The following is a 13,248-nucleotide window of genomic DNA, read 5'->3' on the forward strand; positions in this document are numbered from 1 at the left end:
TCCCGGCCGAAGGCCGCAGCGGCGGGGCGCGCGGCGGCGAGGCAATGGGCAACAGCTCGGGGCCGAAGGCCGGGGCGAATACAGGGCCGCGCCCGAACCCCTCCCGGCCGAAGGCCGCAGCGGCGGGGCGCGCGGCGGCGAGGCAATGGGCAACAGCTCGGGGCCGAAGGCCGGGGCGAATACAGGGCCGCGCCCGGACGCCTCCCGGCCGAAGGCCCCCGCGGCGGCGGGCAACAGCTCGGGGCCCAAGGCCGGGGCGAATACAGGGCCGCGCCCGGACGCTTCCGGGCCGAAGGCCCCCGCGGCGGCGGGCAACAGCTCGGGGCCCAAGGCCGGGGGCGGGCCCGGGCCGGCTCGCTCCGAGCGGCGGCGGCATGGTGCGGAGCCGCGCGGTGGGGCTCAGGCAGGCAAGGTGACCAGGCGTAGCGGGATCTCGCCACAGGGGTGCACGTCCAGGCCGTCCAGGCTGCGGACGAGGTCTCCGGCGAGCCGGGTGGCGGTCGTGGAGGCGACCACGCGGCCGCGCGGGTTGACCAGGTAGGCGGGGCGCGCGAGCGCACGCAGCGCGGGGAGCGCCACGGCCTCGAAGTGCCGGAGGTAGACGTCCGCCGCCGCGACACCCGCGAACGTCCCGTCGGGGCTGTGAACCGGGGCGGCCAGCGTGAGGCTGTACTCGTCCGTACACAGGTAGTCGACGTAGGGACCGGAGATCTCCCGCCGCCCGGAGTGGCGCGGCAGCGCGTACCAGTCCCAGTGGGTGTAGTCGCTGTAGGCGGACGTCGCCGGGTCGAGGTCCAGCAACAGTGGCTGGACGCCACCGTCCGGGCGCAGCTGCCACCACTCCAGCCAGGCGGGCACGTCCGTCAACCGTCCGGGCGCCGCCACGAAGCCGAGGCCCACGACGAGACCGCCGAGCTCGGCCTGGAAGCCGCGCCGCAACCGAGCCAGGTCGGCGGTGACGGGCTCCGGTCGGGTCGCCAGCAGAGCCGTGACCGCGAGGCGGGCGCGTTCCACTGCGGCGAAGACCGTCTCCAGCAGACCTCCGACCGCCTGCGCGACCTCCAGTGCCTGCCCCGCGGCTTCCCCGGCCGGGCCGTCGTCCGGCCGCGTCACGGCGGGGGTGCCGACTCCGACTGCTGCTGCCATGACCCGTCCAGTCGACGCTCGATGAGGCGGCGCAGCCCGAAGTGGACGTGCTGCTCGGCGAGGTCGCGCGCCCGCGACGCGTCGCCGGACGCCACGGCGTCCACCAGCGCGCGGTGCTGGGCGTCCGCCTCGCGGTGGGCCTCGGGTTGGTTGAACGCGAGACAGAGTAGCGGGCCGATCTCCGTCTGGAAACGGATCTCCTCGCGGGTCAGCCGAGCGGACTGCGCGGCGGCCGCGATCTCGACGTGGAAGCGCCCGTCGAGGCGGCCGCGCGCCGCCGGATCCTCGGCGTCGGCGAACTCCCGCAGCGAACGCCGGGGGGCGTCGAGGTCGTGCGCGTCCGCGCGTTCCGCGGCCAGCCGCGCGGTGGCGCCGGCCAGTGCGGCCCAGTGGTCGGCCAGGTCGCGCAGCTCCTCGGTGGGGTGCGCGAGCAGGCGGGCCCGCAGGCGGTCGTCGAGGGTGTCCGCGGGTGCGCAGACGAAGGTGCCGCCGCCCCGCCCCCGACGCGTCGTCACCAGCCCTTGCTGGCGCAGCACGACGAGTGCCTCGCGCAACGTCACCGTGGCGACGCCGAGCCGCGCGGAGAGCTCGCTCTCGCCGGGCAGCTGCTCGCCGTCCCCGAGCAGGCCGAGGGTGATCGCGTCGCCGATCCGCCGGACCACGGCGTCCACGCGCGGTTCCGCCGCCAGCGACGAGAAGACCGCCCGGCGGACGGCGCTCGACAGCGGCGGGGAGGAGGACTTCACAGCGTCATCCCATCACACCTGATCACGAATCGAACGCGAAGCGGGGTTCACAGGTGGCCACCCATTGCCATATGAACTCTGGATTCATATGTTTCCACCACCCACAGCTCCCCCGAAAGGTTCCCGTCATGAGTGACACGTCGCTCACCGACGCGCAGGATGCCGCGGACGCCGCCCAGTTGGCGGCGCTCGGCTACAAGCCGCGGCTCACCCGGGCGCTCGGCCTCTGGTCCAACTTCGCTGTCGGCTTCACTTATCTCTCCCCGCTGGTCGGCGTCTACTCCGTCTTCGACTACGGCCTGGCCACCGGCGGGCCGGCGTTCTTCTGGACCATCCCGGTCGTCCTGCTCGGACAGGGTCTGGTGCTGCTCACCTTCGCCGAGGTGGCCTCGCAGTACCCGATCGCGGGCGGCATCTACCAGTGGGCCAAGCGCCTGGTCGGGCCGAAGTACGCCTGGCTCTCCGGCTGGATGTACACCTGGGCCCTGCTGGTGACCATCGCCTCGGTGGCCTACCCGATCGCCAACTACGCCGGACCGCTCTTCGGCTACCGGCCCACCCACTGGACCACGGTGATCACCTGTGTGGTCGTCATCCTGCTGTCGGCCGTGGTCAACCTGCTCGGCGTCAAGCGGCTCGCCTTCGTCGCCAACATCGGCGTCTTCGCCGAGGTGGCGGGCACCGTGGTGCTCGGGGGCTACCTGCTCCTCTTCCACCACAGGCAGCCGGTGAGCGTCGTCGTGCACACCTTCGGTGCGGGCGGCAGCGGCGGCTATCTGGGGGCCTTCCTGGCGTCCTGCCTCTTCGCAGTGTGGATCTTCTACGGCTTCGAGGCCTGCGGCGACATCGCCGAGGAGGTCAAGGACCCGTCCCGCAAGGTGCCGCGCGCGATGGGCATGACGCTGGGTGTCGGCGCCGTCGCCACCGTCGTGCTAACCCTCGGCCTGATCCTGGCCGTGCCGAACTTCGGCGCCGTGATCAGCGGCAAGTCCCCGACGCCGCTGGAGGACGTGCTGGCGGCCTCGCTCGGAGGCTTCGGCAGCAAGGTCGCCCTCGCGCTGATCGTCGTCGGCTACGTCTCCTGCACGCTCGCGATCCAGGCCGCGGCCACCCGGCTCGTCTACTCCTACGCCCGCGACGGCGTCATCGTCGGGGCGCGGTGGCTCGCCAAGCTGCACCCGACCTTCCACATGCCGCCCGCGGCGACGGCCGTCACGGCCGTGATCCCCGCCGCCTTCGCCTTCCTGCCCTCGGCGACGGTCACCCGGATCATCACCTTCTCGGTCGTCGGCATCTACATCGGCTTCCAGTCGGTGGTGCTGGCCTCGATCATCGGCCGTTCACGCGGCTGGAAGCCGGCCGGGTCGTTCACACTCGGCCGCTGGGGCTGGGCTGTGAACATCGCCGCCCTCGTCTACGGCGTGACCTCGATCGTCGTCCTGTCGATCAAGACCCCGCCGAACGGCACCGGCTTCTTCGACCGGTGGCTGGTCCCGATCTCGGTGGGCATCGTCGCCGCCCTCGGCGCGGTCTACCTGCTGGTGGCCCGCCCCAAGGAGCGGATCGCCGACGAGGACCGCGCCGAGACGCCCGGGACCGAAGCGGGCGCCCCGGCGCCCGTGCTCACGACGGACTGACCGCCCTGACCGCCGCGGCCAGGGCCTGTGCGCCCTGGTCCGGCGTCGGCAGCAGCGCCGGGACCGGAACCGTCACGCCGTTCTCCGCATAGGCGGCGATCCGCTCCCGGCAGTACTCCGGCGAGCCGTGGACCAGCAGCGCGTCCACCACCTCGTCGGGGATGGAGGCCGCGGCGGTCTTCCGGTCGCCCGCCGCCCAGTTCTTCCACAGCGGCTCCAGCGACTCCCCTCGCCCGAGCCAGCGGTGGAACTCCGCGTAGGCCGGAACGGTGAGGTAGGCCGCGATCAGTCGGCGGCCCAGCGCCCGGGCGTAGTCCAGGTCCTCGGTCGGGCAGACGAAGATCCGCGCCACGACGTCCTTGCCGTGGTCCGGCCCGGCCTCCGCGTCGAAGACCGCCCGGGCTGTCGGCACGTCCTCGGGCGCCAGCCAGTTGAGGATGGTGCCGTCCGCCTCACGGGCCGCCAGCTTCAGCATCCCCGGCCGCAGCGCGGCCAGCAGCACCGGCGGGGTGTGGGCCGGCACGCGGTCCAGCCGGAACCGGCGCACCGAGAAGGTCGAGAACTCCTCCGTCACCGGTTCACCGGTGAACGCCGCCCGCAGGAAGCGCAGCACGTCCCGGCTGCGCCGGAACGGCTCCTCGAACGGGATCGCGTTCCAGTCGCGAACGATGACCGGCGACGAGGAACCGATGCCGAGCTGGAAGCGACCCGGCGCGGCCTCCGCCAACGCCGCGGCCTGCATCGCGAGCAGCGCCGGACCGCGCGTGTACACCGGCACGATCGCGGTCCCCAGCCGCAGCTGCGGAGCCCAGACGGAAGCCAGGGCCAACGGGGTGAACGCGTCCGCACCCGCGGTCTCCATCGACCACAGGTCCGTGAAACCGAGATCCGGCAACGACTCCACCAAGGCGCGCTGCGCGGCCAGCGGGATGCCGTCGAGAGGGAAGGTGAGGCCCCAGCGGGCGGGGGCGGTGGGGGTGGAGGTCATGGGGCGATGCCACCATGGGCTCGACGCGGCGACAAGGGGGGCGCACTGTGACGAACACCCGACCGGGTGAGCTGGACACGGCCGGGGAGACGACACAGCGTCAACCGTCGGACGCCGCACCGCCTTCCCGTCGGGCGGCGGTCGGCGCGATCGCGCTGGCGCTGCTGTCCTTCGCGGTGGCCGCCACGGCGATCGTCGCCTGGCCGGGCGCCCGCGCCGCCTACGACTCCGGCCTGGCCGGGCATCCCGGCGCCTTCGTGGCCACCCGGTGCTGGGCCACCCCCGAGGGCAGGTCCGTCGAGCACCGCTGCACCGGGACCTTCACCGCCAGGCTCGGCGGCATCGTGCTGCATGACCAGACGCTGTGGAACACCCCTGCCCGGGCAGGGCACTCGCTCGACGTCACCCTGGAACCCGGGGGCGGCTACGCAGTCGAGCGGCCCTCCCACGTGATGTTCGACCTGGCCCTGTGCCTGCTCCTGCTCGGCATGGCGGTCGGCACGCTGATCCTGATCGGCGACGCACCGCGCAAACGGGCGGGCAGCAGGCGGCTCTACGGGCACCAGCCGTGGCTCGGCCTCGCCTGCACCGGCATGCTGGGGTTCCCGCTGCTGATGCTGCTGGCGGCCCTCACCGCGGTGGCGGCGGTGGTCACGGTCCTGTCGGGGAACTGACGGGCACACCCCGCGCCACGGACGCGCCCTGCGCCACGTCCCGGCACAGCCGGTCGGCCAGGCGGGTCGTCTCGGGGAGCCGGTAGCGCCGGGCGGCGCCCAGCACCACGGCAGTGGCGTCGTCGAGATCGATCAGGTGTCCGACCGAGACCGTCACCGGCTTCACCCCCGTCTGCGTCCGCACCACCCGGGCGACGATCTCCCCGCGGTCGTGGACGTCCGCCGTGGCACCGCGCCCGGGCCCCGGTTCGGTCCACTCCCCCAGCAGCGGGGTCTTCGCCACGCCGAGCGTCGGCACCCCGGTCAGCACGCCCAGATGGCAGGCGAGGCCGAAACGGCGCGGATGCGCCAGGCCCTGCCCGTCGCAGAGCAGCACGTCCGGGTCCACGGTCAGCCGCTCCAGCGCCCGCACCAGCACCGGGAGCTCACGGAACGCGAACAGCCCCGGCACATAGGGGAATCCTGCTGTTCCGACGGCCGTGGCCCGATCGACCGGCTCCAAGGTCGTCGCGTCCAGCACCACGACGGCCGCGGCGACGCGGTCCTCCGCCGCGCCGTGCGCGCCCACATAGGCCACGTCGAGTCCGGCGATCAACCGTGGCGGTCCTGCCAGCGGCACCGTCCGTACCAGCGGGCGCAGTTCCTCCTGGACGGCCAGCGCCTCGGCCTCCGTCCGCGGCCAGGGGTGCTCGCGCCGAAGCCGCATCAGCTCGCCCCCGTGCCGTTCTCGCCGCGCTCCTCGGCGGTCTCCGGCGCGGTCCCGGCCGCGGACTCGGCCCTGCGGATCGCGTCACGGTAGGCGCGGGCGGCCTCGCGCAGCGCCGCCTCCGGGTCCACCCCCGCGTCCTGGGCCTCGACGGCGATCCGCAGCAGCCGCGTGCCGAAGTCCTGTCCGGCACCGTCCGACGCCGCCTCCTCCTGCGGCAGCGCGACCCGCACCCCCGCCTTGCCCGCCCTGGAGTGCAGCTTCGCCGCCAGCGCCAGCGCGGGCTGCGCCATCGGCACGCCGTCGGTCGCGGACTCGCGCTGCTTCTCCGCGGCCTTCAGCTCCTCCCAGTTCGCCTCGACCTGCTCGGCCGTCCCGGCGTCCCGGCCGGCGAACACGTGGGGGTGACGGTAGATCAGCTTGTCGACGATGTCCCCCGCCACCTCGTCGACGGAGAACGGATCGGTGGGGTGCTCCTGGGCGATCCGGGCGTGGAAGAAGACCTGGAGCAGCACGTCGCCGAGCTCCTCCCGGAGCATGGCCCGGTCGCCCTCCTCGATCGCCTCGACGAGCTCGAAGCTCTCCTCCACCAGGTACTTCACCAGCGACTCGTGGGTCTGCCCGGCGTCCCAGGGGCAGCCACCGGGCGAGCGGAGCCGGTCCATCACACCGACCAGGTCCAGCAGCCGCGCGCCGGGCAGGTCGTAGGAGCCCGGCAGCAGCTCCAGCTCCGGCACGACCACGCCCGGGGTCTCCGCGCCCTCGACGGCGAACCGCGCCAGCGCGTCGGTGAGTCCCGGGTCGCCGTCGGGGCCGACCAGCCAGACGACCAGCGCGTCGGCCGCCGCCTCGGCGAGCGTCCGGGCGCGCGCGTACGACGGGACGTCCAGCACCTCCACCGTGACGTCGCTCCGCTCCAGCGGCCCGAGCAGCGGGTGCGCCGGATCCCCGGCCAGGACCCGGTCGGCCGCGTGCAGGACCTGCCAGGCCGGACCGGAGAGCAGCCCGGGGGCGACCCGGTGCGTCGTGCTCAGCAGGACAAGGCGCCCGGGGCCCGTCGTCGTGTTCGGCTGTGAATCGCTGTGGGAATCGCTGTGGGACACACCACGCAACCTACCCCGCGTTGTCCTGCGACACCTGCTTGATCCACGGCTGTGAACTGTTCCCGAGGCTCAGGTTGGTCGCGTCCCAGCTGCCGTAGCGCGGGTTGACCGAGATGCCGAGGCCCGAGGCCACCGGCTGAAGCAGCGCGTTCAGCTTGGCGGTGGCGTTCGAGTCGGTCGGGCTCACCCCGGCCTGACGCAGCAGCGCGAGCACGCCCGCGCGCCAGCGGAAGAAGGGCTCGAGGTCCTGCGGCGGCAGGCCGACCTGGTTCACGAACTGGGCGGTCAGCTTGGCCTGGCTGCCGGCCTGGCTCAGGAACGGGGCCTCGACACCGGACACGTCGATGGCGGAGACGCTCACGCCCTTCTGGTCCAGGGCCGTCTGCACCAGCTGCTCCTGGATCAGGAAGCCGAGCACGTTCGACGGCTCCCCCGCCGAGTCCTGGCCGTAGGTCCTGGACGCCCCGGTGCCGCTGCCCTGCGCGGGCGCGGCCTCGCGGAACGCGCTGACCTGGTCCTCGACGGTGGCGATGCTGATCCGTTGCCCACCCAGGACGGCGGCCGCGCCGGTGTGCACCGTGCCCCCACCGCTGCCGCCCGAACATGCGGCCAGCCCGGGTACGGCGACCGCGGCGAGCAACGCGAACAGGGCGGTACGGGTGCGCTTCACGGGGCCTCCTGCGACTGACGGTCCGTCCGATGCCTGTGCCGCAGATCACCGTCCCACGTGGGCGCCGCCCGCACCAGAGGGTGATCGGAAGACCACCGGGTTGCCGCAGTCGCGGGTGACGGTCAGTGCCGCTGACGCTCCCGCTCGGCCACGGCGGCCGCCCCCGGCGCTCCCGGCGCCGCCGGGATCTCCTGGCCGTCCGGCGTCTGCTCGGCGCCGTGTCCCTCCACCGGGGCGACCTCGCCGAACCGGGCCAGCGCGAGTGCACCGGCGACCGCGATCGCGAAGCCCAGCAGGGCCAGCCAGAGCAGCCCCGGACGGGTGCGGTCACCGAGCAGGATCACGCCCAGCAGCGCGGGCAGCGCTGTCTCGCCGAGCACCATGGCCGCCGTCGCGGTGGTCACCTTGCCGCCGCGGACGCCCTCGGTCATGAACACGAAGGCGACCGCGCCACCGCCGAGCAGCGCGTAGGTGGCCGGATCCTGGAGCAGCGGCACCAGATCCATGCCGTGCACGGACGGCACGAGCCGCACCGAGAGCCCGACGACGCCGAAGCCCAGACCGCACAGGGTGCCCATGGCGGCGGCCCGGACCGGCTCCTTCAGCCGCCAGGCCGCGGCCCCGGCGACGGCGATCACCGCGACGGCCACCAGCATGATCCAGTGCAGCGGCATGCCGGGCTGCTTGGTCCCCTCCTTGCCCGCGGTCGCCCCGAGCGTCGCGAGTCCCACGCAGACACCGGCGACCCCGGCCCATTCGGCCCGGCCGAGGCGCAGCTTCAGCACGGCCGCACCGAGCACGGCGGTGACCGCGAGCGCACCGGCGAGCGCGGCCTGCACGACGTACAAGGGCAGCGACCGCAGCGCGACCAGCTGGGCGGCGAAGCCGAACAGGTCCAGCACCAGCCCGCAGACGAACGGCACGTTCACCATCGCCCGGACGGTCCCCACGAGCCCGCCGCCGGCCCCGGACGGCGAGTGCGCCTGCGCTCCGAGGGCCTGGAGGACCATGGCCGAACCGAAACAGAGCGCGGCCAGCAGGGCCATGAGGAGTCCGAGCAACATACTTCGAGCCTATCTGTACGGCGACTGTGTACGGCGACGCGACCTGGGACGTCGTGTTCCGTGAACCACCGGCCCGGCGGGCCGGTAGGTGCGCCGCGTTCACAGGCGGGCGAGCGTCCCGCGGATCTCCTCTGTGAACGGATGGCCCCGGCCCTGGGCCCGTTCCGCGTCCGGCAGGAGGGCGGCGAGCGCGTGGCGAGCACCCGCACGGTCCCCGAGGGCGAGACGCATCTGGGCCTCGCGGCGGCGGATCTCCAGGCCCTGGCGCGGATCCACCCCCGTGTAGGGGTTCTCCGTATGGCCGAGCAGCGACCGGTACTCCGCGAGCGCCGCCGCGTACTCACCCAGCTGTTCCAGGCACTGTGCCGCCTCGTAGCGGTACTGCAGGGCCTGCGGGTCCGCCGGGCCCGCCTCCTGGGCGCGTTCCTGCGCCAGGCGCCGCAGCTCGGGCAGGGCGCGGGCGTACTCGCCGACGCCGAGCAGCGTCTGGGCGTACTGCTTCCGCAGCACCCGGGCGACCGGCGAGGCCTCGCCCTGCTCCGCCGTGACGGCCGGGAGGAGCCCCCCGAGCACGTCGACGGCCTGGGTGGCCCGGCCCGCGTCGAGCAGCCCCTTCACCCGCTCGACCGCCTCGGCCAGATCCACGCCCGGTCCGGGGGCCGGGGCGGACCACGGCTCCCTCGCGTCGCCCGGCCGGGCGTCCGGCCGGGCGTCCAGGGCGGCATCCAGGGAGGCATCCGGGGCGGTGTCCGGCCAGGGCGCGCACGGGCGCAGGAACGGACGCGTCGGATCGAACTGGGCGCGAGGTGTCGTGCCCGCGGTCCGCTGCGGGAGCAGGGCGACCAGCTCACCGTGCACCTGGGCCGCGCCGGAGGGCCGCTCGGCCTGGTCCTTGGCGAGCAGCCGCAGGACGAGGGCCTCCAGCTGCGGCGGCACCTCGGGGCGCAGCTGCCGCAGTGGCTGCGGCGGGTCGTAGAGGTGGCGGTGCAGCACGCCCACGTCCGTGGGCGCGGAGAAGGGGACGCTGCCGCTCAGCAGCTCGTGCAGCACGACGCCGAGGGCGTACAGGTCGGTGCGCGGGCCGACCCCGCCGCCGAGCGCCTGCTCGGGGGCCATGTAGGCGGGGCTGCCGACGGCGGCGCCGGTGCGGGTGAGCCGGGTGGTGTCGGAGTTGAGCACGGCGGCGATGCCGAGGTCGAGCACGGTGACGGCACCGTCGGGCCGGACGACGATGTTGCGCGGCTTGAGGTCGCGGTGCACGACAGGGACCGCGTGCACGGCCGCGAGGATCGCGCACAGCTGCGCGCCGACGGCGACGGCCCAGGGCCACGGGTACGGGTCGTGCTCGGCGAGGTGGTCGGCGAGGTCGGCGCCGTCCAGGTACTGCATGACGAGGTAGAGGTCCTCGCCGTCGCTGCCGAGGTCGTGGACGGTGACCAGGCCGGGGTGGTCCACCCGGGCGGTCACCTGCGCCTCGCGCAGGAAGCGGCGGCGCAGCTCCTCGGCTCCGTCGCCGTGGAGGCGGTCGGGGCGCAGCAGCTTGACCGCGACGGCGCGGCCGAGGCGTTCGTCGTAGGCCTTCCAGACCTGCCCCATGCCGCCCTGGCTGATCAGCGAGGCGATCGTGTAGCGCCCCGCGATGACCCGGCCGTTCAACGCCCCTGCTCTCTGCGGAGGTAGTCGCTCAGTTCGTCCAGCTCGGCCCGCACCTGCCCGAGCCGGTCGGGCTGCGGCGGCAGCGGCGCGAACGGGAGCGCGACCGTCGGCAGGACCGCCGTCGGGCCGATCGCGTCGCGCGGGCCGGTCGCGTCACGCGGGCCCATCGGACCGGTGGGGAGCGTCGGAGCCCCGGGCACCCAGTGCGCCGGCGGCCGCACGCCCGACGACACCTGCCGCTGCCGCAACCACCGCCGGTCGCAGCGGATGAACCAGGCCGTCGTCGCGACCCCCTGCCCGAGCATGGCGAACGCCAGAACGCCGTACCACCAGGGCTCGTGGGCCGAGTCCTGGTGCTGCGGGGAGACGGCGACCGCGACGACCATGAGGACGAACGACGCGAGGGCCAGCGCGGCGTTCCGCGCGGCCGTCCGCTGGTCGGCCCGGCTCCGCACGGCCAGGACCGTCAGCGGGATGAAGGCGAAGAACCCCACCCCGCCGATGAGCACCACACCGACGAGCACCCACAGCCCGTTCCGCGACGCGCTCGCCCGCCCGGCGGGCGGCACGGGACTCATGACGGGCGGCGGGCCGTACATGTGTGCTCCTGGTGACCGTGCTGTGTCGACGGTCAGAGCGTAGCGACCCGCACGGACAGCCGTGTTCGATTCGGATCAGTCGCCGGGTGCCCGGGGCGGCAACGCGCCGTCCGTGTAGGCGTCGTGCAGTCCGCGCACGAGCGCGTCACCGAGACGGCCCGCACGGCGCAGGGCCTCCTCGAACGCGGCCAGGTCGCGGAACGACGCCCCGTAGCGGTGCTGTTCGGACAGCGGGAGACGGGGCAGCTGCAGCCGTCGCACGTCCAGCCGCGCCGCCGTGGAGGCGTAACTGCTGGCCTGCCGGGCGTTGGCGCTGCCCCGCAGGAAGCCGGCCAGGAACCACGGGTCCAGCGCGGCTGGTTCGGCGCGCAGCAACTGCAGGTTGCGGCCGAGAGCCGCGCCCACGTCGTCGGGGCCGACGACCCGGGCGACGCTGCCGCCACCGAGCACCGGGACCACGACGTCCCCCTCGCGCAGCAGCACCGGCTCCTCCTCGGGATCGCCGGAGAGCAGTCCGGCGGCTCCGGTGGGGCTGGTGCCCGCCAGCACGTCCTGGTCGGTGAGGACCCGCACCTGCTCGGCGACCACCCCGACGCCGCCGGACCGCAGCACCAGCGCACCGGTGCGCGCGAGTTCGCCGACGGTCGTGGTGGTCCACCGGGGAGCGGGGACCGGGGCGGGCGACCGGGCGGGAGGCGCGGGGGGAGTCAGCTCCGAGGTGCGGACCAGGGTTTCGGACAGGCGGTGGTGGATCTCGCCCAGCTCCGCGAGCCCGCCGGGGGCCGCCGCCCCGGAGGGCAGGTGCCGGGCAGGGGTCAGATCCACGTCGTCGTCGAGCAGTTCCAGCACCGGAACGGCGCGGAGGACGCCCTCGTGGACGGTCGTCTCGGCGAGGCGACCGTGTTCGAACCTCTCCCACGCGTCCAGCACGGCGCCGCGCAGCAGTTGCCAGTCCACCCGGTCCCCCGAGCCGACAGCGGGCAGCGCGGACGCGTCCACCAGCAGCAGTTCCGGCCCGGCGCCGCCCGCTCCCGGGGCCTCGGCGCCCGGTCGGCGCAGCACCCACAGGTGCAGCGGCACGCTCTGCGGCGGGGCGACGCCGGACGGCAGGGCGACGACGGCCCGCAGCGCACCGCGTCGCAGCAACTCGGCGCGGACCCGGCGGCCCGAACGCCGGGAGGCGACGGCGGGCGGGAGCAGCAACACGGCGGTGCCGCCGTCACGCAGCCTGGACAGGGCGTACTGAACCCACGCGAGTTCGGACTCGACGCGCGGTGGCAGCCCGTACTCCCAGCGGGCGTCGTAGGAGAGCTCGTCGTAGCCCCAGTCGCGCTCGTTGAACGGCGGGTGACACAGCACGGCGTCGGCGCGCAGCTCCGGAAAGGGGTCGGTGCGCAGTGCGTCGGCCGCGGCCGCGCGGACCTCGGCCTCGGACTCCAGGGCGAGACGGAGTGCGGCGAGGGCGACCTGGCCCTGGTCGGTGTCGACGGCGTGCAGCGCGCCGGGCCGCGCCGGCGGGAAGCCCGCCGCCCGGAGCAGACCTCCGGTGCCGACAGCCGGGTCGAACACGGTCGCCGCGTGTGAACCCGCGCCGTGTGAACCCATGCCGTGTGAACCCACGCTGTGTGAACCGGCCACCTGTGAACCGAAGCCCAGGCCCGCCAGGCTCGTCATCAGCTCGGCCAGCGCGGGCGGGGTGAGTGTGAACAGGCGGGGGTTGGCGTCGAGGTAGCGGCCGAGCAGGAACTCGTAGGTCTGGCGGGCTCCGAGCTCGCCGGCGAGCTCGACGGCCGCCCGCAGGACGGGCAGCAACGGGAGCAGTTCACCCCCGACCGGCATGTGAACCGGCCGGTCACGGCCGAGCCGGTGGTCCAGCGCGTGGTCGAGCAGCCCCGGCAGCAGTTCCGCGAGCCGCTCGTCGGACTCCTCGGTCAGTCCGGCCCCCAGATCGGGGTGGTCCCGGACGAGCAGAAGGGCGGCACCGATCCCGGCCAGGGTCGGCACGACCCCCTCCGGCCGCGCGGACACCTGTTGCCAGAGCCGTTCACGCAGAGGAAGTTCGTTGAGTTTCCCCTGCCTGCGCAGCCACAGCTCGACCTCCGCGAGGGCGAAAGCGGGGCTGGTCTCCGTGCCGCCGACCGGCTTGGGGAAGTCGGCGTGCCGCCTGCGCCAGTTGCTCACGGCAGCCCGCCCGACACCCGCGAGTCGGGCGATCTCAGCGGCGTTGATCTGGTTCGACTGCTCGGTCATCGGTTGCTC

At 74.2% G+C, this 13,248-nt stretch carries 12 protein-coding genes; 2 read left to right on the forward strand and 10 right to left on the reverse strand.

Features of this window, described 5'->3' with window-relative positions:
* Positions 1-399: 399 nt before the first annotated feature.
* Together ABH931_RS37580 and ABH931_RS37585 are read right to left on the reverse strand one after the other, a co-directional pair.
* Entirely contained in the window at positions 400-1,146 is a 747-nt protein-coding gene (locus tag ABH931_RS37580; RefSeq protein ID WP_370124060.1) for a cache domain-containing protein, read from the reverse strand.
* Positions 1,110-1,892: a FadR/GntR family transcriptional regulator gene (locus ABH931_RS37585; RefSeq protein ID WP_370124062.1), complete on the reverse strand. Its 783-nt coding sequence runs from the start codon at positions 1,890-1,892 to the stop codon at positions 1,110-1,112. The genes ABH931_RS37580 and ABH931_RS37585 overlap by 37 nt, the downstream gene beginning before the upstream one ends.
* Before the next feature lie 128 nt (positions 1,893-2,020).
* Between ABH931_RS37585 and ABH931_RS37590 the strand changes: the two genes are divergently transcribed.
* Positions 2,021-3,529, forward strand: a complete 1,509-nt coding sequence (locus tag ABH931_RS37590; RefSeq protein ID WP_370124065.1) for an amino acid permease — start codon at positions 2,021-2,023, stop codon at positions 3,527-3,529.
* Here ABH931_RS37590 and ABH931_RS37595 read toward each other — a convergent pair.
* Entirely contained in the window at positions 3,516-4,517 is a 1,002-nt protein-coding gene (locus tag ABH931_RS37595) for an LLM class F420-dependent oxidoreductase (RefSeq protein WP_370124068.1), read from the reverse strand. The genes ABH931_RS37590 and ABH931_RS37595 overlap by 14 nt on opposite strands.
* Positions 4,518-4,564: 47 nt before the next feature.
* Here ABH931_RS37595 and ABH931_RS37600 point away from each other — a divergent pair, with 47 nt between their 5' ends.
* A complete protein-coding gene (locus tag ABH931_RS37600) occupies positions 4,565-5,191 on the forward strand; it encodes a hypothetical protein (protein ID WP_370124071.1) in 627 nt (208 codons plus the stop codon).
* On the opposite strand, the gene ABH931_RS37605 is transcribed toward ABH931_RS37600, so the two are convergent.
* From ABH931_RS37605 to ABH931_RS37635, 7 genes are all read right to left on the reverse strand, one after another.
* Positions 5,169-5,897 carry an endonuclease V gene (locus ABH931_RS37605; RefSeq protein WP_370124072.1) on the reverse strand — a complete coding sequence of 243 codons (729 nt, stop codon included), beginning with the start codon at positions 5,895-5,897 and terminating at the stop codon, positions 5,169-5,171. The genes ABH931_RS37600 and ABH931_RS37605 overlap by 23 nt on opposite strands.
* Positions 5,897-7,000 (reverse strand): MazG family protein, encoded by a 1,104-nt coding sequence (locus ABH931_RS37610; protein WP_370124075.1) that lies wholly within the window; start codon positions 6,998-7,000, stop codon positions 5,897-5,899. The genes ABH931_RS37605 and ABH931_RS37610 overlap by 1 nt, the downstream gene beginning before the upstream one ends.
* A 10-nt stretch (positions 7,001-7,010) precedes the next feature.
* On the reverse strand, positions 7,011-7,670 hold the full coding sequence (locus ABH931_RS37615) for a hypothetical protein (RefSeq protein WP_370124078.1): 660 nt from the start codon (positions 7,668-7,670) through the stop codon (positions 7,011-7,013).
* 122 nt (positions 7,671-7,792) lie between these two features.
* Positions 7,793-8,734: a hypothetical protein gene (locus tag ABH931_RS37620; protein ID WP_370124081.1), complete on the reverse strand. Its 942-nt coding sequence runs from the start codon at positions 8,732-8,734 to the stop codon at positions 7,793-7,795.
* A 99-nt stretch (positions 8,735-8,833) separates the two neighbouring features.
* Complete coding sequence (locus ABH931_RS37625; RefSeq protein ID WP_370124084.1) at positions 8,834-10,390, reverse strand: protein kinase; 1,557 nt, start codon at positions 10,388-10,390, stop codon at positions 8,834-8,836.
* A complete protein-coding gene (locus ABH931_RS37630) occupies positions 10,387-10,989 on the reverse strand; it encodes a hypothetical protein (RefSeq protein WP_370124087.1) in 603 nt (200 codons plus the stop codon). Before ABH931_RS37630 ends, ABH931_RS37625 begins: the two co-directional genes overlap by 4 nt.
* 75 nt (positions 10,990-11,064) lie before the next feature.
* Positions 11,065-13,239 (reverse strand): N-6 DNA methylase, encoded by a 2,175-nt coding sequence (locus ABH931_RS37635; protein ID WP_370124090.1) that lies wholly within the window; start codon positions 13,237-13,239, stop codon positions 11,065-11,067.
* Positions 13,240-13,248 lie beyond the last annotated feature (9 nt).

It is taken from the genome of Streptacidiphilus sp. MAP12-33 (assembly GCF_041261265.1).
Lineage (GTDB): Bacteria > Actinomycetota > Actinomycetes > Streptomycetales > Streptomycetaceae > Streptacidiphilus.